Raw genomic sequence first — 19483 nt, forward strand, 5'->3', positions numbered from 1 at the left:
AAATACTGGACATATTAGTACAAAAGTAGTATATATAAAAGTATCAAAAAGCTACTTTTAATAAGAGGTATAGGTTTTATGAGTGAAATTAGCAATAATAATGAGTATATACCAAGAGCTGAAAGAAGAAATAAAGATGGGCTTACAGAAAAGGAGTTTCTTGAACAATATAATCCGGGACACTATGAAAGACCTAGTGTTACGGTTGATATGCTTCTTTTTGGCATGAGCAGGGATTTAAAATGTCTTAAAGTACTTCTTATAAAGCGTAATAATCATCCATATATAGATTGTTATGCACTTCCGGGAGGTTTTGTTAATATAACAGAATCAGCGTATACGGCAGCGTGCAGAGAGCTTGAAGAAGAAACAGGACTTAAAGATATATATATGGAACAGCTCTATACAATGAGCCAGCCGGACAGAGATCCAAGAATGAGGGTTATAGATATAGCGTATATGACACTTATTCCAATTGATGGAATTAAGCCGCAGGCTGGAGATGATGCGAGTGAAGCATTATGGTTTGATATAACATTTAATGATGAGATATTGACATTTGCTAATAAAGAGAAAAATATTACGATTAAATATTCGCTTAAGGAAAAGACATTTAAAAATGGCTGTATCAGCGTGAAGAGTTACATTCCGGAACTTATAAGTTATGAGGCGTTAGCATTTGACCACGCCAAGATTATCCTGGAGGGACTTATGAGATTAAGGAATAAGACACAATATAGTGATGTTGCATTTAATCTTATGCATAAGGAATTCACACTTCCAGATTTGCAGAGAGTGTACGAGATTATACTTGGAAAGCAGTTGTATAAGACAAGTTTTAAAAGAAGTATAAATGATAAAATAAAGGCCGTTAATAAAAAAGGTGTATCAATAACAGGCAATAAATTATCAGAGTTATATGTATACAGTAATGACAGTCAGGAGTAAGTGTAGCAGCACAGGAACGGAGGATTATTTATGAAATTAAATCCAATTATAGTAAGTCTTTTGGAAACAGATATGTACAAGTTCAGTATGGGACAGGCAATTTACCACCAGTTCTCTGATTATAAGACAACCTGGACATTTAAGTGCAGGAATAAAGATGTACATTTTACAGAAGAGATGGTAGAAGAAATCAGAGAGCAGATAAAGCATTTCTGTACTTTAAGATTTACAGAGGACGAGCTTGATTATCTTGAAAATGTTAAGTGGATGAAAGGAAGTTATGTTGATTTCTTAAGATTATGGCAGGCAAGATATGCTGATTTTAAGATTACAACTGATGCAGAATGTGGACTTAGCATAGAAACTTTTGGAACGTGGCTTAATACTTCATTATATGAGATACCAACACTTGCGATTGTCAATGAAGTGTATTTCAGAATGGCATATAATTATGATGAACTTCTTAAGAGCTTTAAGGAAAGATTAAGTGCCAAGGTTGCGGCACTTGAGGCCGATGAGGCTGATGAAGCACAAGGAAAGAATGTATACAGGCTTGGAAGCTTTAGTGAATTCGGACTTAGAAGAAGATTATCATCAGAGGCACAGGAACTTGCGGTTAAGACACTTGCAGAGGCTGACTATAATGGTAATTCTTTGTTCGTAGGAACAAGTAATGTATATCTTGCCAAGAAATATAATCTTACACCTGTTGGAACAATGGCACACGAGTGGATAATGTGTACAGGACAGGGCAACCATAAGCACAATCCGGCATATTCTAACTGGTATGCACTTGATGCCTGGGTAAGGGAATATGGAATTCTTAATGGTATTGCACTTACAGATGCGATAACAACAGACTGCTTCTTAAAGGATTTCCAGCTTACTTATGCAACACTTTTTGGAGGTGTAAGACATGACAGCGGCGACCCATACGAATGGGGGGATAAGATGATTAAGCATTATGAGAGTCTTGGGATAGATGCTGCTAATAAGACATTATTATTCAGTGACAGCCTTGACTTTGACAGGGCTGACAAGCTTTACAGATACTTTAATGCAAAAGCTAAGGTTGCATTTGGAATAGGAACATATATAAGTAATGATACAGATGTTCCGGCACTTAATATAGTAATGAAGACTACTAAATGTAATGGAATGGACGTTGCTAAGATTTCAGATAATCCGGGAAAGGGTATGTGCAAAAATCCAGAATATGTTGAATATCTCCAAAGATGCATAGACTGGAGGATGAATAACGACAGATAATAAGGCAGGTAACTGCAAATAAACATAAGGGAGAGGAAATATATGCAGTATACACTTAGTAATGATAATTTTGAGGTGATTGTAGATAGTAAGGGCTGTGAGATAGTATCAGTTATTAGAAAGAGCGATAATAAGCAGTATATATGGTCTGGACAGCCAGACATATGGAAAAGACATACACCAGTATTATTCCCGCTGGTTGGAAGGTATAAGAACGATACTTCAATATACGAGGGAAAAGAATATCATATGACACAGCATGGTTTTGCAAGAGATATGGAGTTTAGTCTTGTTATGAAGGATAATAGTGCCGTGGTTATGAAACTGGAGTCTGATGAGAACACTAAAGCTGTATATCCTTTTGACTTTGAGTTAAAGATAACACACAGACTGGCAGATAATAATGTCATAACTATATGGGAAGTTGTGAATAAGGATAATAAAGAGATGTATTTCAGCATTGGTGGACATCCGGCTTTTGTGTGTGGTGAAAATGCCATTGGAGCACAGGTAAGATTCGAAACCAAAGAGAATGGAATACAATATCATTTGTTATCAAAGGATGGACTTGTACAGCCAGATATCCACTATATGCCAATCACTAATAAAAATGTGACATTGACAGAGAATTTCTTTGATAAGGATGCTTATATTATTGAGAACAACGACATAAAATGTGTAAGCCTTTGTAAAGATTGCAAACCGGTTGTTGAGGTTATATTTGATACACCGGTATTTGGATTGTGGTCATCAGCAGGAAAAGGAGTACCTTTTGTGTGCATAGAGCCTTGGTATGGACGTGCTGATGCAGTAGATTTTAACTGCAGGCTTACAGACAGGGAGTGGGGCAATAAGCTTGCAGTTGGGAAAGTGTTCAGCGGTGGTTATAAGATGAGGTTTATGTAACTTTTAATCATTTAATTGTCGTCCGGTACTATCCATATGGAAGTTATCTTTTAAGATAAGCTGTGATATAGGAACAATCTCATACCCTTGCTGTTCAAGATTAGTAAGGACGGTATCGAGTGCATCAGCCGTGAATTTAGCACCGTTGTGCATAAGAATTATAGAGCCGTTGCCAAGTGCTTTGTGCGTGGTGACGGTTTTTATAATGTTTTCAACGCCGTAGTCCTTCCAGTCAAGAGAGTCAACGTCCCATTGTACAGGATAGTGGTTACAGCCATATATAGTATTAATTAGTTCAGAATTATAATCACCATAAGGAGGGCGGAACAGGAAACAGTTGTATCCTGTGAGTTCTTCTATTTTCTGGTGTACAGACATAATTTCCTCTTTCTGTGAGGCAGTATCAAGCTTACTCATCTGTTTGTGGTTCTCGCTGTGATTTCCAAGGTCGTGGCCGCGGCTGTATATTTCTTTAACCATATCAGGATAAGTTGATACCCAGCCTCCCGTCATAAAAAATGTAGTCTTTACATTATGTTTATCTAAAACGTCCAGTATCTGGATAGTATCGTCAGCACCCCACGCAGCATCAAAAGATATCGAAATCTGTTTCTTGTCAGTCTGCACGCAGTATATTGGCAGTGCTTTTTTTCCTGCCTGACAATCACCAGTTATATTACCTCCGCCAATTCCATTAATAATAGCCGAACTATTGGTATATGCACCGTGTGGTGTGAATATTGTCGTGTATATGTAGAAAAAAGTTGCAAGACTAAGAAGTATTATGGAAAGTAATACTGATAATTTGTAATGGCTGATCTTCATTGTAATCCTCATTTCTGTATGATACAGGCACTTATTGTTGGAATATTATATGTTAAAGTCAAAGTTAATATGACGGTTTACATTATTAGTTTTTGACAAAACAATGTATACAAGATAAAGGTAAATGTAGTATATTATCTGTATTGGCGTATTAGTTGAGGGTGCGTAAAATGTGCACTGGTGAATATTATAATAACGCTTATGCTTATCATTTAATCAGGAAAGGAACAGAGTGATATGGGAAAGTATACCAAGCAGGACATATTCAGAATGGTTGAGGAAGAAGATGTTGAATTTATCAGACTTCAGTTTACTGATATGTTCGGAGTTTTGAAAAATGTAGCTATTACATCAAGCCAGTTAGGAAAAGCACTTGATAACAAATGTATGTTTGATGGTTCTTCAGTAGAAGGATTTGTAAGAATTGAAGAGTCGGATATGTATCTTTATCCAGACTATGATACATTTGAGATATTCCCATGGAGACCACAGCAGGGCAAAGTTGCAAGGCTTATATGCGATGTGTATACACCTGATGGTAAGCCATTTGAAGGTGATCCACGCTGGATTCTTAAGAAAGTAATTAAAGAAGCTGAGGATATGGGATATGTATTCGAGGTAGGACCTGAATGTGAATTCTTCCTGTTCCACACGGATGATAACGGACTGCCAACAACACTTTCACACGAGAAAGCTGGATATTTTGATTTAGGTCCAACAGATTTAGGTGAAAATGTAAGACGAGATATGGTGCTTACACTTGAAGATATGGGCTTTGAAATAGAAGCTTCACATCACGAGGTTGCACCAGCACAGCACGAGATTGATTTTAAATATGATGAGGCGTTAAAGACAGCCGATAATATAATGACATTTAAGCTTACAGTAAAGACTATAGCTAAAAGACACGGACTTTATGCAACATTTATGCCAAAGCCAAAGTATGGAATTAATGGCTCAGGTATGCACGTTAATATGTCACTTGCCAAGGACGGAAAGAATATATTTGCTGATGAGAATGACCCACTTGGTTTGTCAGAGGATGCATATCATTTTATAGCAGGACTTATGAAGCACGCAAAGGGTATGGCGGTACTTACTAATCCATTAGTAAATTCTTATAAGAGATTAGTTCCGGGTTATGAAGCTCCTGTATATATTGCGTGGTCAGCAACTAACAGAAGTCCGCTTATAAGAATTCCGGCTTCAAGAGGACAGGGTACAAGAGTTGAATTAAGAAATCCAGACCCATCAGCTAATCCATATCTTGTACTTGCAACCTGCCTTGCGGCTGGTCTTGATGGAATTAAGAATAAACTTGAGGTTCCAGCAAGTGTTGACTGTAATATATTTGAGATGACAGATGAAGAAAGAAAGCAGGCGGCTATAGAGGTGCTTCCTGAAAGTCTTTATGATGCTGTCAGATATCTTAACGAGGATAAGTTCATATGTGATGTATTAGGAGAACATATTACATCTAAGTACACAGAGGCCAAGTTAAGAGAATGGAACGATTACAAGACACAGGTTACCCAGTGGGAACTTGATGAATACCTTTACAAATTTTAAAAACTGACTGTGATAAGAGGTTAGAATATGTCTACATTAATAGTTGCGTTTCCGAAAATAGAGGAGGCCAAGGCGGTTCGCAGTCTTTTAGTAAGAAGAGGTTATGATGTGGCAGTTCCCTGTACAAGCGGTGCTCAGGCTATCAATCAGGCAGATAATCTGTCAGACGGAATTATAATATGTGGTTATAAGCTGTCTGATAATATGTTGTATTCAGAACTATACGAATACAAGCCAAAGAGTTTTGAAATACTGCTTGTCGCGTCGCAGAATTTGTGGGAGGAATGTCACGACAGCAATGTTGTATGCGTTGCCATGCCGATTAAAGTTAATGATTTATTATCTACAATTGAGATTATGCAGCAATCGCAGATTCGCCGCAGAAGAAAAGCTAGAACCACGCCAAGGCAGAGAAGCCCTGAGGAACAAAAGATAATAGATACTGCAAAGCATATGCTTATGGAAAAGAATAATATGACTGAGCAGGAAGCATTCCGTTATATACAAAAATGCAGTATGGACAGCGGTAATACTATGGTAGAATCGGCGACTATGGTTATGAGTATATTTACGGATGCGTAACACTAAAGATGGGTATTAAAGAAAGATATAGATGTAACAGATTGGTATTATTAATGAAAGATACTGATATATAATTTTATAGTAAGGTGATTGGAGGATATATGGTATTTACAAAAATGCACGGAGCAGGCAATGATTATGTATATGTTGACTGCACTAAAGAAGAATTAGATAATCCAAGTGAGGTTGCAATTAAGGTAAGTGACAGACATACAGGAATAGGCTCGGACGGACTTATCCTTATAAAGTCATCAGATAAGGCTGATTTCTTTATGGAAATGTACAATGCTGACGGCTCACAGGGAAAGATGTGCGGCAATGGCATACGTTGTGTCGGAAAGTATGTATATGATAATGGTCTTACAGATAAGACAACAGTAAATATTGATACACTTGCTGGTATAAAGATACTCGAATTAAATATAGGTACAGACGGAAAGGTCGCAACAGCAAAGGTTAATATGGGATGTCCGGTTCTTGAAGCCGCAGATATTCCGATGGATATAAGTGCATTAAAGGATTATAAAGCTGTATACAAGGATATACTTTCTAACGCAAAGGATACAGGACTTAGCAAAGTTGCAGTAAAGGCACTTAGTGAAGTAACCAACGCCGTTGTAGCAGAAAAGATAGAAGTTAATGGCGGTATATATGAGATAACAGGCGTATCAATGGGTAATCCACACGGAATAGTGTATCTTGATAAAGATATTGATATAAAGAAGTTTGCAATTGAACAAATCGGACCTCATTTTGAAAGCCATATGGCATTTCCAGAAAGAGTTAATACTGAATTCATTCAGGTAGTTGATAGAAAAAATCTTAATATGAGAGTATGGGAGAGAGGCTCAGGGGAAACTCTTGCATGTGGTACTGGTGCTTGTGCAAGCCTTGTGGCGACAGTGCTTAATGGAATGTGTGATATTGATGCAACACTTCATCTTCTTGGCGGAGACCTTAATATAAGCTGGGATACAGAGTCAGGAAATGTGTATATGGAAGGTCCTGCAACAACAGTATTTACAGGTACAATAGAAATTTAGCAGATATTTAAGGAAGTGAGGAAAAGTATATGGATATGAAGGATTTTTTAAATGTTCTAGCTTCTAAAGAGCCGGTTCCTGGAGGAGGGGGAGCCTGCGGATATGTGGCAGCAGTAGGAATGGCATTGGGCAATATGGTGCTTTCTTTGACAACAGGAAAGAAAAAATATGCAGAATATCAGGAAGAAATAGAAGAACTTATTGTTAAAGCTGGGGACATTACTAACAGATTGTATGAGTGTATGGATAAGGATGCCAAGGCATTTAAGCCGTTATCAGAAGCTTACGGACTTCCTAAGGATACAGAAGAACAGTTAGAGCACCGTAATAAGGTTATGGAAAATGCTTTGCTTATTGCAAGTGAAGCTCCTCTTTCTATGATGGAGCTTATAGTTGAGGCAATAAAGCTTATTGACAGAATATCGGTTATTGGAAGCAGACTTGCAATCAGTGATGCAGGTGTTGGTGTACAGATGTGCAAGGCGGCTCTTAACGGAGCTTCATTAAATGTGTATATCAATACAAAGCTTATGAAAAATATTGATGTTGCAGAGGATATGAATACTAAAGCTGACGAGCTTGTAATTACAGGCAATGAACTTGCTGATAAAATATATGACAGGGTTATGGATTGCGTACATCCATAATAATCACAAGATATTGGCATTGTAGTTATATAAAAATACCAGGATAACAATATATACAGTCAGAATAATGGAGGTATTATCTAATGGAAATATTAAAAGGACTGCCAGTTGCTAATTCTATTAATGAGCAGCTTATAGAAGATATTAAGAATATAGATGGGGAACTTCCACATCTTGCAATAATAAGAGTTGGTGAAAGACCGGATGACTGTTCATATGAACGTGGAGCAGTAAAGAAAATGGATAAAGTAGGCGTAAGATGTACAACATATACATTTGCGGCAGATATATCTAATGATGAATTTCAGAAGGAATTCGACCAGATTAACAATAATCCCGACATAGATGGAATCCTTCTCTTAAGACCATTGCCAAAGCATATTGATGAGAAGGCTGTCGAGAACAGAATAGACCCAAGAAAAGACCTTGATGGAATATCACCGGTTAATCTTGCTAAGGTATATGCAGGAGATGAAACAGGATATGCACCTTGTACAGCGGAGGCTGTTATAGAGATGTTAGATTATGCAGGTGTAGATATTAAAGGCAAGAGAGTTACAGTAGTTGGAAGAAGCCTTGTTATTGGTAAACCTGTGGCTATGCTTCTTATGAAAAGAAATGCAACAGTTACAGTTGTACATACAAAGACAGTCGATATGGCGGCGACCTGTAAGCATGCGGAGATACTTGTTGCAGCGGCAGGCTCAGCAAAGATGATAAAGCCTGAATATGTTGCAGATGGTGCTGTTGTTATTGATGTTGGAATAAATGTTGATGAGGAAGGAAAGCTCTGCGGAGATGTGGATTTTGAAGCAATAGGGAATATTGCCTCAATCGCAACTCCAGTACCGGGTGGTGTTGGCTCAGTTACAACATCTGTACTTGCCAAGCATTTAGTGAAAGCTGCACATATGAGATAATGCTTATTAAGCTTTAGTTATACATTAACATACACTAGCAGATAGTTAATATTTATTAAGGTATTAATGAACTTATAGGATAAAAGACTTATAGGACAAAATGTGTTGATAGAAACCGCCGCCAGCCTTTAATTTCAATGGCTGACAGCGGTTTAATCTTTATATTAATGTGTCTGTAAAAATGTTATAACAAGTTCTACAATAAATACTGATGCACAGCTTAACATTGCAACCTGAAAAAGGCTTTTTCCAATCCACGCAAGCACGATGGCTATTACAAAAGCGATAGCCGCTGATATTATACTGGAGGTTGCAGATAATATCGCTGGAAAAGTCATAATAGCAAGTGTTACATAAGGCACATAGTAAAGAAATGATTTAACTGTGATATTTTTAATCTCTTTTCGTATCAGTGTAAGAGGGAGAACTCTTACAAGATATGTTACAAGAGCCATAATTAATATGTATATGTATGTATTATGTGTAGGCATAAATAATCTCCCAATTCTATATAGGTAATATGTTTCTTAAGTATTATTAGTAGCATTAGTGTTATCAGCATTGCCAGCATTATCAGCACTTCTGGCATTCTCTTCCTTTACAGGAAAAAGAATTGCTGCCACAAGTGAGATGATAACTGTTAATATAATAATTCGAGTTCCAGAGGAAATGCTGCTTATAACAGGGGCATAGCTGAATATACAGCTTATAATCATTGATATTGCTACAACGCCTGCAATTATGTGATTTTTCCTTGCCGGAGGAATTATTATTGCAATGAACATTCCGTATAATCCGACACTTAAAGCACTTACAATATTAGCTGGAAGTATATTTCCAAACAGCACGCCGAAGTATGTTCCAAGAACCCACGCGGGTGAGGCTACAAGAACCATTCCGTACATATATGCGGGGTTGAGTTTTTCAGGAACAGATACTGTCAGTCCGAATATCTCATCAGTAACGAACAATCCCATAATAAGTCTGTGAAAAAATGGCATTTTATTATCTAATTTCTGGCTTAAGGCACACGACATAAGAAAATATCGTGCATTAATTATAAGTTCCATAACAGCAATCTCTGTATATGCAGCAAGTGCCGCAATAAGTGTAAAGCCGGCAAACTCACCAGCAGAAGCGTGGCATGTTATGCTTGCAAGGGCAGCCTGTAAGGCGGTCAGTCCTGCATTCTTAGCGGCAATTCCCAATGTAAAAGAAACAGCAAGGTAGCCAAGTGCTATAGGCATACCGTTGTGAATTCCTTTTTTTAACCAATAAGAGGTTGAATTATTCATATATTCTCCAATCTTGCAAAATAATATAAAAATTGCAATAGACATTAAAGCTTATGCAAACCATTATGATACAACAAATGCTATATTTTTACAATGTTTTCATCTGGTGCAATGTCAAAAGTTTAACAAATATACAAAAATGGATATGCTATTTTAGCAAAAGTATTTGAAAATCGACTTACACTTGTGCATATATTACAAAAATATTATCAGAAATTTATAAAGTTTTGATAATTGATTATAAACCGGTATACTGGTATACTGCAAGTGCCAAAGGAAATGACAAATAAGTAACAAACAGGAAAATTTAACAAGTATCTAAAAAGCTAACAAGTAAACAAAATATTTAATTCACAGGAGGATTTAATTATGAACACAACATTTGCTTTAGGAAACGGATTAAAGGTAATCGATCTTACAAAGCCATTAGACCCAAAGACAGAGTCAAGAAGATGCCACCTTATCAGATATAACACAGGCGGACCAATTCCTGATTTCCACACAGCAATGGATCTTACAAGCCACTTAGGAACACATTGCGAGTGTCCTTATCATCACGATGACAACTGGCCATCAGTTGCTGAACTTCCACTTACAACATTTATGGGAAGAGCAATATATGTTGACTTCAAGGATACACTTCCTCACAGAAAGCACATCAGTGCGGCAGACCTTGACAAGGCAACAGAAGGCTGGGTAAAGGAAGGTGATATTCTTATCATCGACTCATCTTACAAGCTTGACCCATTCACACCTGATACTAATACAGACAAGGATCAGAGATTATTAGTAAATGGTGAGACAGCACAGTGGTGTGTAGACCACAAGATTAAGTGTGTAGGCTTCGGTGATGGTGTTTCAATTGAGAACTGCAACGAAGATGTTAAGCCTTTCCACGACATCTGTATGGCAGAGAACATCGTATTCCTTGAAGTATTAAAGAACCTTGATAAGCTTTCACAGGATACATTCTTTATGTCATACTCACCACTTCCAATATATGGCTTGGATTCTTGCCCAATCAGAGCTTATGCTATTGAAGGTCTTGCAGAATTTACCCGCTAATCAGTGGAAAATGTATTTAACATAATATAATATGCTGGCGGTCTTAAGGGCTGCCGGCAGCAATAGAAATAATAAAAAAATATTTATTACCGCAATAGCAAAAATAATAAATAAAGAAAAATATTTATTACGGTAATAATAAACAGATAAAAGAAGAATATTTTAAGAAGAAATAATATTTAAGATAACAAAAATGTGAAGAAATGGAGGCATACTATGAAGATAGCGGTACTTGGAGCTGGTGCCATGGGTTCTATATATGGTGGACATCTTTCTACTAACAATGATGTATATATGATTGATAAGAAGGCAGAACTTGTAGATAAGATTAATGCAGACGGATTAAAGTTATTTGAGAATGATACAGATGTAATATATCACCCAGCAGCATTACTTAGTAGTGAAGGAATAGGTGAAGTAGATTTAGTAATTATATTTGTTAAGGCTTTATATTCAAGAGCAGCACTTATGGAGAATAAGGGAATAATAGGAGATAACACATATGTAATGACTCTTCAGAATGGTGCAGGCCACGAAGACATTATCTTGGAATTTGTTCCTAAGGAAAGAATTATCATAGGTACAACAGAAGATAATGGAGCAATCCTTGGTGACGGATATGTAAGAAGAGGCGGCAAGGGCAAGACCAATATCGGTATGCTTGTTGAAGATTCACAGCATATGCTTGACAAAGTTAAGGTCTGTCTTGACTCTTGTGGATTTGATACACACATTTATGATAATATCCAGCAGCTTATATGGGACAAGCTGTTTACTAATGTTTCACTTAGTGTTCTTACAGGAGTTCTTCAGGTTCCAATCGGATTTATCGCAACAGATGAATATGCATGGAATATGACAGTTATTCTTATAAAAGAGGCAATGCAGGTAGCTAAAGCTATGGGGCTTGAGTTTAATGAAGAAGAAATGATTGAACGGGTAAGAAATACATCTCTTAATTCTCCAGAAGGAAGAACATCTATATATGCAGACCTTAAGGCAGGAAGGCTTACGGAGGTTAATACAATCAGCGGTGCGGTAGTTAAGGCTGGTGACAGATTGGGAGTTCCAGTTCCATCACATAAGATGATTGTTAATATGGTTCATGCAATGGAGAACAAAAGCAAGAATAATGTAGAATAAAATATAAATGTATATATTATAGAATTTCATATTTATAATAGAAGGGAGTTTTGTTATGATATTTTCATCAATTCATACAAAGGATGATTTTAAGAATTATCCAGCAGCAGTACAAAGAGCAATAGAATATTTAAAGAACAATGATTTTACTAAAATGGAAACCGGCGTATATGAGATAGAAGGAAAGCTTATGTATGCACAGGTATTCGATGCTGAGACAGAACCATTAGAGGCAAGAAAGCCGGAATACCACGAGAAATATCTTGATGTACAGTTTCTTGTAACAGGAAGGGAAAAGTTAGGCTTCACACCAGATACAGGTAACTACGAAGTGGCAGAAAGATATGATGAGAGAGATCTTATATTTGTTAAAGATGTAGAAAATGAAGGCTTTATCACATCAACACCAGGCTGTTTCTGTGTATTCTTCCCTACAGATATTCACAGACCACAGGTTGCAGATGGAGAGCCTATGAAGGTAAGAAAAGTTGTAGTTAAAGTAAGTGTAGAACTTTTAAAGTAATTCACTTGTATGCAAAAGCATAAGAATGGAGGATTTTATGGGTAAAAAATTGATGGCATTATTATTATGCGTATGTTTAATGGCCAGCTTTACACTTACAGGATGCGGAAGTAAAAGTGCAGATGGTCAGGAAGTTAAGATTATCAGAGTAGCATTTAACCAGAATGAAAATCACCCACAGTATAAAGTTATGAAGGAGCTTGGTGAGAAGTTCGAGAAAGCTACTAATGGCAGATACAAAATGACTATATATGCTAACGGTGTACTTGGTGAGCAGGGTTCTATGGCAGAATTCATCAGAACTGGTGCACTTGATATGGCTATAGTACCATGTTCAGTTCCAGAAGGATATGATTCTAACTTTGCTATTGTCGGTGCACCTTATCTTTATCAGGATATGGATCATTTAAGAAGAGCAACAGAATCAGGGGTATTTACAGACCTTTTCAAGTCAACAAGAAAGTACAATTTTGAAGTCCTTACAATATATACAGCAGGTGAAAGAAATATATATGCTGACAAGCCTATCAACTCAGCAGATGATCTTAAGGGTATGATTGTAAGAGTAAATGATAGTACAACATATCTTAATATGGTTAAGTATATGGGTGGTACAGGTACAGCAATGTCACAGTCAGAAGTGTATACAGCACTTCAGCAGGGTGTAATTGATGCAGGTGAGAACAGTGAGCTTGTATATTCAGATTTCAAGCATTATGAAGTAGCTAAATATTACTCATATACAAGACATATTGTTCACCCTGATGTAGTTGTAGCAAGTACTAATTTCCTTGACAGCATGTCAGAAGAAGACAGAGCAATATTTGATAAGCTTGTAATGGAATCAACAGAATATGAATTTGATACATTTAAGGAAGCTGTTGAGGCAGGTAAGAAAGAAGCAGAAGAACACGGTGCAATCTTTGTGTATCCGGATACTAACGAATTCAGGGAAAAATGCCAGCCATTACTTGACAGTATTGCTAACCAGTCAGATATGACAAAGGATATTTATAATAAAGTAGAAGCTTTAAGAGAGGAGAATTAATATGAAGACAGTAAAAAATATATTAGATAAAGTAACTTCGTATGCAAGTGTATTCATATTTATAATGATGGTACTTATGGTAACTTATCAGGTTGTTGCCAGATACATTTTCTCAGCTCCAAGCAGTGTAACAGAAATACTTACAAGATATTCATTTGTATGGTTAATAATCATATCTGCAACATATATGTTTGGACAGAGAGAGCACATTAATATTGCAGTAGTAAAAGATAAGCTTCCTAAGAAAGCTAAGAGAATCGTCAATATAATAATTGAATGTGTAACAATCGCATTTGCTGGTCTTATAATGGTATTTGGTGGTTTTAAGATTACACATATGAACTTCGTACAGTTTGACTCAATCTTGCATATTCCAACAGGTATTATATATTCAATTATTCCAATATGCGGCGTAATAATTATCTTTTACAGCATATACAATATCGGACTTGAACTTAAAAAAGATGAAGCATAAAGGTACGCAATGCACATAAGTGCATAGAAATGAGAGGTATATATGAGTATAGCATTACAGGTAGCCTTAGTAATGGTTACAATACTGGTTGTACTGCTTGTTATCGGCGCTCCAATCGGTGTAGCAATTGGTATGTCATCAGCAGTATCAATGATATGTATGATTCCAGCAGATGTTTCATTTGCAACTTCTGCTCAGAGAATATTTGCGGGTTCTAATTCATTCTCGCTTATAGCAATTCCACTCTTCATTCTTGCAGGTAATATAATGAATAATGGTGGTATAGCAACAAGACTTGTTAATTGTGCCAAGGTAATCAGTGGACGTATGCCAGGTGCACTTGCACAGTCAAATGTAGTAGCTAATATGTTATTCGGAGCTATATCAGGTTCTGGTGCAGCAGCCGCCGCTGCTATGGGTGGTACAATCGGACCACTTGAAGAAAAAGAAGGATATGACAAGAACTACAGTACAGCAGTAAACGTAGCATCTGCTCCAGTAGGTATGTTAATTCCACCAAGTAACACAATGATCGTATATTCAAGCGTTGCAGGAAGCGTATCAATCGCAGCACTCTTTATGGCAGGTTATATTCCAGGTCTTCTCTGGGGTGGTGCAGTTATGATACTTGCAGGAATTATGGCTAAGAAGCGTGGTTATCAGGCAGAGCAGAGAGTTCCAGTTAAGGTTGCTCTTAAGACATTCTGGCAGGCAATCCCAAGCCTTTTATTTATCGTAATCGTAATCGGAGGTATCCTTGGTGGTATCTTCACAGCAACAGAAGGTTCTGCTATCGCAGTAGTATATGCAACCGTATTATCACTTATATATAAGGCTTTCAAGATTAAAGACATTCCAAGAATTGTCCTTGAAGCAGCTAAGACAACGGGTATCATTACATTTATGATCGGACTTTCATCAATTATGTCATGGGCTATGGCATTTACAGGAATTCCAGATATGATAGCAAATGCAATCCTTGGTCTTACAACTAATAAGTATCTTATCTTACTTCTTATCAATGTATTATTACTTGTAGTTGGTACATTTATGGACGTAACACCAGCGATACTTATCTTTACACCAATTTTATTACCAATCTGTAAGTCATTCGGAATGGATCCAATTCACTTTGGTATCTTACTCTGCTTCAACTTATCAATTGGTACAATAACACCACCTGTAGGAACAATTCTCTTTACAGGCTGCCGAGTTGGTGGAACTACAATCGAAAGCGTAATAAAGACATTGCTTCCATACTTTGCAATAATACTTATTGCCCTCTTGCTTGTAACTTATATACCAATGCTTTCAATGTTCCTTCCTAAGGTACTTGGACTTGTATAAATAAAGGTATATAGATAAAGAAAATGTGCTATTAACTTAAGAAAGAACAGCACTATTAATAACGATAAAATGTGGATATACACCACATTTATATAAACTTTTTTCCTAATATTATGTATGGAAACCGTATTGGTCATATGGCTGATACGGTTTCTTTTTACCATGAATTATGGTATGCTGTTAATAATAATTGTTATGGAGGGAGCATATGCCATTTACACATTTACACGTCCATACAGAGTATTCACTTCTGGACGGTTCAAGTAAAATAAAAGAGATAACTAAAAGAGCGGCAGAGCTTGGAATGGATAGTCTTGCGATAACAGACCATGGTGTTATGTACGGAGTTATTGATTTCTACAGGGCTGCAAAGGATGCAGGAATAAAGCCTATTCTTGGTTGTGAGGTGTATGTTGCTCCGGGTTCAAGATTTGATAAGGAAGCAGGAACAGGTGATGATAAATATAACCACCTTGTTCTGTTAGCAGAGAATAACAAGGGTTACCAGAACCTGATGAAGATTGTATCAAGGGGCTTTACAGAAGGTTTTTATTATAAGCCAAGAGTTGATAAAGAAGTATTAAGGGAATTCAGTGAGGGCATAATCGCATCAAGTGCCTGCCTTGCAGGTGAAGTTCAAAGATACCTCACAAGAGGAATGTATGAAGAAGCTAAGAAGGTAGCACTGGAATATCAGGACATATTTGGCAAGGGCAATTTCTTCCTTGAATTACAGGATCACGGAATTGCAGAACAGCATTATGTTAATCCACAGCTTTTAAGAATGTCTGAGGAGACAGGAATTGAACTTATATGTACTAATGATGTGCATTATACATATGCAGATGATGCTGAGGCACACGATATACTGCTCTGTATACAGACAGGAAAGAAAGTTACAGATGAGAACAGAATGAGATATACAGGTGGACAGTATTATCTTAAATCACCGGAAGAAATGTCCGATTTATTCAAATATGCACCTCAGGCAATAGCCAATACAGAAAAGATCGCACAAAGATGTAATGTAGAGATAGAATTTGGAGTTACCAAGCTCCCTAAATTTGCAGTGCCAGATGGCTATACATCCTGGACATATCTTAATTATCTGTGTTACGAGGGACTTAAGAAAAGATATCCAAATCAGGCGGCAGATATATCTGTTGAGGATTTTGTCAGAAAGGCAGAAGAGGAAGCAGTTGAGGATAGAAAAGATGTAGTTATTAAGATTGCCAGGGATACTAATAATATATTTGAAAGATTGGCATATGAACTTTCAGTAATATATTCAATGGGATATGTAGATTATTTCCTTATTGTATGGGACTACATTAATTATGCTAAAAGGCACGATATACCGGTCGGTCCGGGAAGAGGTTCAGCGGCAGGAAGCATAGTATCTTACTGCCTTGAGATTACAGACCTTGACCCTATTAAATACAGCCTTATCTTTGAGCGTTTCTTAAATCCTGAACGTGTATCTATGCCCGATATTGACGTGGATTTCTGTTATGAGAGAAGACAGGAAGTAATAGATTATGTAGTTGCCAAGTATGGTAAGGATTGTGTATCACAGATTGTTACATTTGGTACTATGGCAGCTAGGGCTGTTATAAAGGACGTTGGAAGAGTGTTAGACCTTCCATATGCTATGGTTGATAATATTGCCAAGATGGTTCCAAGAGAGATTGGAATTACAATAGATAAAGCAATTAATGAAAATCCAGACCTTAGAAATGAATATGAGAACAATGAGGCTGTAAGAGATTTAATTGATAAGAGTAAAAGGCTTGAGGGACTTCCACGGCACGCATCTATGCACGCCGCAGGAGTTCTTATATGTGGAAAGCCAGTAGAAGATTATGTTCCGTTATCAACTGGATCTGACGGTGCAGTAGTTGCCCAATTTGTAATGACAACGCTTGAAGAATTAGGACTTCTAAAAATGGATTTCCTTGGTCTTAGAACACTTACAGTTATTAAAGATGCAGAAAATCTTATTAAAAAGCACAATAAGGACTTCTCTATAGATAAGATTGACTACACTGATAAAGGGGTATTTGATGCGATAAGTACAGGAAGATGTGATGGTATATTCCAGCTTGAAAGTGCAGGAATGAAGTCATTTATGAAGGAATTAAAACCTAGCAATCTGGAAGATCTGATAGCGGGTATATCATTATACAGACCAGGTCCTATGGACTTTATTCCACAGTATATAGAAGGTAAGAATAACCAGCAAAATGTTACTTATGCCTGCCCACAGTTAGAACCAATTCTTAAACCAACCTATGGCTGTATTGTGTATCAGGAACAGGTTATGCAGATTGTACGAGATCTTGCTGGATATTCGTGGGGACGAAGTGACCTTGTCCGTAGAGCAATGTCTAAGAAAAAAGCATATGTTATGGAGCAGGAGCGTAAGAATTTCATATATGGCAATCCAGAAGAAGGTGTTAAGGGCTGTGTTAATAATGGTATAGATGAGACGGTTGCAGGAAAGATATATGATGATATGATTGATTTTGCAAAGTATGCCTTCAATAAATCCCACGCTGCCTGCTATGCAGTTGTATCGTTCCAGACAGCATTTTTAAAGACATATTATCCAGTAGAATTTATGGCGGCACTTATGACATCAGTAATTGATAATACATCAAAGGTAGCGGGATATATATACGCCTGTAAGCAGATGAATATCAATATTCTTCCACCAGATGTTAACGAGTCACAGATGGAATTCTCAGTAGATAATGGTGGCATACGTTTTGCAATGGCAGGAATTAAGTCACTTGGAAGACCGACAATCAATGCAATTATAAATGAAAGAACAAGTAATGGTACTTTCACATCAATGCAGGATTTTATTAATCGTATGTCAGATGCACTTAATAAAAGGGCAGTAGAGAATTTTATTAAGGCGGGAGCATTTGATACCTTTGGTAACAAGAGGCGTGCGATGATGCTTGTGGCAGACAGTATGCTTGATAATGCGGTTAAGCAGAAGAAAGATTCGATGTCTGGACAGATGTCACTGTTTGATTTTGTCGGCGAGGAAGAAAAGAAAGATTATGAGATAAAAGTTCCGGATGTTACGGAATACACTAAGGAAGAACTGCTTGGTTACGAGAAAGAAATTCTTGGTGTATATGTAAGCGGACACCCTCTTGATGAATATACTGGAATGGTGAAGAAATATATAACCAATGTCACAACAGATTTTGAGATAGATGATGAGACAGGCGAAACTAAGGTAAGAGATGGCAATACTGCTACGATTGGCGGAATGATAATGAATAAGAGCGTTAAGACAACCAAGAACGGACAGCTTATGGCATATCTTACAATTGAGGATCTTGTTGGAACTGTTGAGGTAATCGTATTTCCGAGGAACTTTCTTATTAACCGGCCAGTTATAGATACAGCAGATAAGGTGTTTGTTACAGGAAGGGTTCAGGCAAATGCAGATGAGAATGCAAGGCTTATATGTGATAAGGTTATAGATTTTAACACTGTTCCAAGAAAGCTCTGGATAAGATTTGAGAGTGAAGAAGAATACCAGTCAAAGCAGAGTGAGCTTAATGATATTCTTTACAATTCAGATGGAAAAGATTCTGTTATTATATACTGCACTAAAGAGAATAAAAGGATTGCCCTTCCTGCAAGCAGGACTGTACAGGTTAATTCAGAACTTCTTATGAAGCTTAAGGGGCTGTATGGAGATAAAAATGTTACGACAACATAAAATAATTGTATAAAAATTTAGATAAAAATTATCTAAAATAATATATCTTTTTAAAGATTTGTGGTACTATTAAAAAAGGTTAAACTATTTAGACAATTATAAAGCTGTAAGTGTTATAAAGGTTGTATCTGTT

General features: G+C 36.9%; 18 protein-coding genes. 15 read left to right on the forward strand and 3 right to left on the reverse strand.

Annotated elements, in window-relative coordinates:
- Positions 1–78 precede the first annotated feature (78 nt).
- Genes C7390_RS13175 through C7390_RS13185 form a run of 3 tightly spaced genes read left to right on the forward strand, consistent with a single transcriptional unit; the run spans position 79 to position 3123 of the window.
- Entirely contained in the window at positions 79–948 is an 870-nt protein-coding gene (locus tag C7390_RS13175; RefSeq protein ID WP_116444328.1) for an NUDIX hydrolase, read from the forward strand.
- 30 nt (positions 949–978) lie between these two features.
- Positions 979–2217, forward strand: coding sequence for a nicotinate phosphoribosyltransferase (gene pncB, locus C7390_RS13180; RefSeq protein WP_055176532.1), 1239 nt, complete (start codon positions 979–981; stop codon positions 2215–2217).
- A gap of 42 nt (positions 2218–2259) precedes the next feature.
- Positions 2260–3123, forward strand: a complete 864-nt coding sequence (locus C7390_RS13185) for an aldose 1-epimerase family protein (protein WP_055176529.1) — start codon at positions 2260–2262, stop codon at positions 3121–3123.
- A 3-nt stretch (positions 3124–3126) separates the two neighbouring features.
- Here the strand turns inward: C7390_RS13185 and C7390_RS13190 are convergent, their stop codons facing one another.
- Complete coding sequence (locus C7390_RS13190) at positions 3127–3948, reverse strand: polysaccharide deacetylase family protein (protein ID WP_318295709.1); 822 nt, start codon at positions 3946–3948, stop codon at positions 3127–3129.
- A gap of 237 nt (positions 3949–4185) precedes the next feature.
- On the opposite strand from C7390_RS13190, the gene glnA reads away from it, so the two are divergent.
- The 5 genes from glnA to C7390_RS13215 all read left to right on the forward strand — a co-directional run bounded on the left by glnA (position 4186) and on the right by C7390_RS13215 (position 8709).
- Positions 4186–5517: a type I glutamate--ammonia ligase gene (gene glnA / locus C7390_RS13195; protein ID WP_116444330.1), complete on the forward strand. Its 1332-nt coding sequence runs from the start codon at positions 4186–4188 to the stop codon at positions 5515–5517.
- A gap of 27 nt (positions 5518–5544) precedes the next feature.
- Entirely contained in the window at positions 5545–6099 is a 555-nt protein-coding gene (locus tag C7390_RS13200; protein WP_055176523.1) for an ANTAR domain-containing response regulator, read from the forward strand.
- A gap of 101 nt (positions 6100–6200) precedes the next feature.
- The gene (gene dapF, locus C7390_RS13205; protein ID WP_022501327.1) at positions 6201–7142 is read left to right on the forward strand and encodes a diaminopimelate epimerase; all 942 of its coding nucleotides are present in this window, start codon (positions 6201–6203) and stop codon (positions 7140–7142) included.
- Positions 7143–7171: 29 nt separating this feature from the next.
- Positions 7172–7789: a cyclodeaminase/cyclohydrolase family protein gene (locus C7390_RS13210; RefSeq protein ID WP_022501326.1), complete on the forward strand. Its 618-nt coding sequence runs from the start codon at positions 7172–7174 to the stop codon at positions 7787–7789.
- An 83-nt stretch (positions 7790–7872) separates the two neighbouring features.
- Complete coding sequence (locus tag C7390_RS13215) at positions 7873–8709, forward strand: bifunctional 5,10-methylenetetrahydrofolate dehydrogenase/5,10-methenyltetrahydrofolate cyclohydrolase (RefSeq protein ID WP_022501325.1); 837 nt, start codon at positions 7873–7875, stop codon at positions 8707–8709.
- Between the two features lie 164 nt (positions 8710–8873).
- Here the strand turns inward: C7390_RS13215 and C7390_RS13220 are convergent, their stop codons facing one another.
- Positions 8874–9200 (reverse strand): AzlD domain-containing protein, encoded by a 327-nt coding sequence (locus C7390_RS13220; RefSeq protein ID WP_022501324.1) that lies wholly within the window; start codon positions 9198–9200, stop codon positions 8874–8876.
- Positions 9201–9236: 36 nt separating this feature from the next.
- Positions 9237–10004 carry an AzlC family ABC transporter permease gene (locus tag C7390_RS13225; protein ID WP_116444331.1) on the reverse strand — a complete coding sequence of 256 codons (768 nt, stop codon included), beginning with the start codon at positions 10002–10004 and terminating at the stop codon, positions 9237–9239.
- 369 nt (positions 10005–10373) lie between these two features.
- On the opposite strand from C7390_RS13225, the gene C7390_RS13230 reads away from it, so the two are divergent.
- The 7 genes from C7390_RS13230 to C7390_RS13260 all read left to right on the forward strand — a co-directional run bounded on the left by C7390_RS13230 (position 10374) and on the right by C7390_RS13260 (position 19350).
- Positions 10374–11069 carry a cyclase family protein gene (locus tag C7390_RS13230; protein WP_022501322.1) on the forward strand — a complete coding sequence of 232 codons (696 nt, stop codon included), beginning with the start codon at positions 10374–10376 and terminating at the stop codon, positions 11067–11069.
- A gap of 216 nt (positions 11070–11285) precedes the next feature.
- A complete protein-coding gene (locus tag C7390_RS13235) occupies positions 11286–12212 on the forward strand; it encodes a ketopantoate reductase family protein (protein ID WP_055176518.1) in 927 nt (308 codons plus the stop codon).
- A 55-nt stretch (positions 12213–12267) separates the two neighbouring features.
- The gene (locus C7390_RS13240; RefSeq protein ID WP_022501320.1) at positions 12268–12735 is read left to right on the forward strand and encodes a YhcH/YjgK/YiaL family protein; all 468 of its coding nucleotides are present in this window, start codon (positions 12268–12270) and stop codon (positions 12733–12735) included.
- Between the two features lie 37 nt (positions 12736–12772).
- A complete protein-coding gene (dctP, locus tag C7390_RS13245; RefSeq protein WP_116444332.1) occupies positions 12773–13783 on the forward strand; it encodes a TRAP transporter substrate-binding protein in 1011 nt (336 codons plus the stop codon).
- Position 13784: 1 nt separating this feature from the next.
- A complete protein-coding gene (locus tag C7390_RS13250; RefSeq protein ID WP_022501318.1) occupies positions 13785–14258 on the forward strand; it encodes a TRAP transporter small permease in 474 nt (157 codons plus the stop codon).
- A 42-nt stretch (positions 14259–14300) separates the two neighbouring features.
- Complete coding sequence (locus tag C7390_RS13255; protein ID WP_116444333.1) at positions 14301–15605, forward strand: TRAP transporter large permease; 1305 nt, start codon at positions 14301–14303, stop codon at positions 15603–15605.
- Between the two features lie 208 nt (positions 15606–15813).
- A complete protein-coding gene (locus C7390_RS13260; RefSeq protein WP_116444334.1) occupies positions 15814–19350 on the forward strand; it encodes a DNA polymerase III subunit alpha in 3537 nt (1178 codons plus the stop codon).
- The last annotated feature ends 133 nt before the right edge of the window (positions 19351–19483 follow it).

The sequence above is a fragment of the Bacteroides galacturonicus genome (assembly GCF_003096855.1).
Lineage (GTDB): Bacteria > Bacillota > Clostridia > Lachnospirales > Lachnospiraceae > Lachnospira > Lachnospira rogosae.

Bases quoted from the DNA above. Each gene is read 5' to 3' on its own strand.
- C7390_RS13175 (WP_116444328.1), top strand. From the start codon at position 79: ATGAGTGAAATTAGCAATAATAATGAGTATATACCAAGAGCTGAAAGA.
- pncB (WP_055176532.1), top strand. From the start codon at position 979: ATGAAATTAAATCCAATTATAGTAAGTCTTTTGGAAACAGATATGTAC.
- C7390_RS13185 (WP_055176529.1), top strand. From the start codon at position 2,260: ATGCAGTATACACTTAGTAATGATAATTTTGAGGTGATTGTAGATAGT.
- C7390_RS13190 (WP_318295709.1), bottom strand. From the start codon at position 3,948: ATGAAGATCAGCCATTACAAATTATCAGTATTACTTTCCATAATACTT.
- glnA (WP_116444330.1), top strand. From the start codon at position 4,186: ATGGGAAAGTATACCAAGCAGGACATATTCAGAATGGTTGAGGAAGAA.
- C7390_RS13200 (WP_055176523.1), top strand. From the start codon at position 5,545: ATGTCTACATTAATAGTTGCGTTTCCGAAAATAGAGGAGGCCAAGGCG.
- dapF (WP_022501327.1), top strand. From the start codon at position 6,201: ATGGTATTTACAAAAATGCACGGAGCAGGCAATGATTATGTATATGTT.
- C7390_RS13210 (WP_022501326.1), top strand. From the start codon at position 7,172: ATGGATATGAAGGATTTTTTAAATGTTCTAGCTTCTAAAGAGCCGGTT.
- C7390_RS13215 (WP_022501325.1), top strand. From the start codon at position 7,873: ATGGAAATATTAAAAGGACTGCCAGTTGCTAATTCTATTAATGAGCAG.
- C7390_RS13220 (WP_022501324.1), bottom strand. From the start codon at position 9,200: ATGCCTACACATAATACATACATATACATATTAATTATGGCTCTTGTA.
- C7390_RS13225 (WP_116444331.1), bottom strand. From the start codon at position 10,004: ATGAATAATTCAACCTCTTATTGGTTAAAAAAAGGAATTCACAACGGT.
- C7390_RS13230 (WP_022501322.1), top strand. From the start codon at position 10,374: ATGAACACAACATTTGCTTTAGGAAACGGATTAAAGGTAATCGATCTT.
- C7390_RS13235 (WP_055176518.1), top strand. From the start codon at position 11,286: ATGAAGATAGCGGTACTTGGAGCTGGTGCCATGGGTTCTATATATGGT.
- C7390_RS13240 (WP_022501320.1), top strand. From the start codon at position 12,268: ATGATATTTTCATCAATTCATACAAAGGATGATTTTAAGAATTATCCA.
- dctP (WP_116444332.1), top strand. From the start codon at position 12,773: ATGGGTAAAAAATTGATGGCATTATTATTATGCGTATGTTTAATGGCC.
- C7390_RS13250 (WP_022501318.1), top strand. From the start codon at position 13,785: ATGAAGACAGTAAAAAATATATTAGATAAAGTAACTTCGTATGCAAGT.
- C7390_RS13255 (WP_116444333.1), top strand. From the start codon at position 14,301: ATGAGTATAGCATTACAGGTAGCCTTAGTAATGGTTACAATACTGGTT.
- C7390_RS13260 (WP_116444334.1), top strand. From the start codon at position 15,814: ATGCCATTTACACATTTACACGTCCATACAGAGTATTCACTTCTGGAC.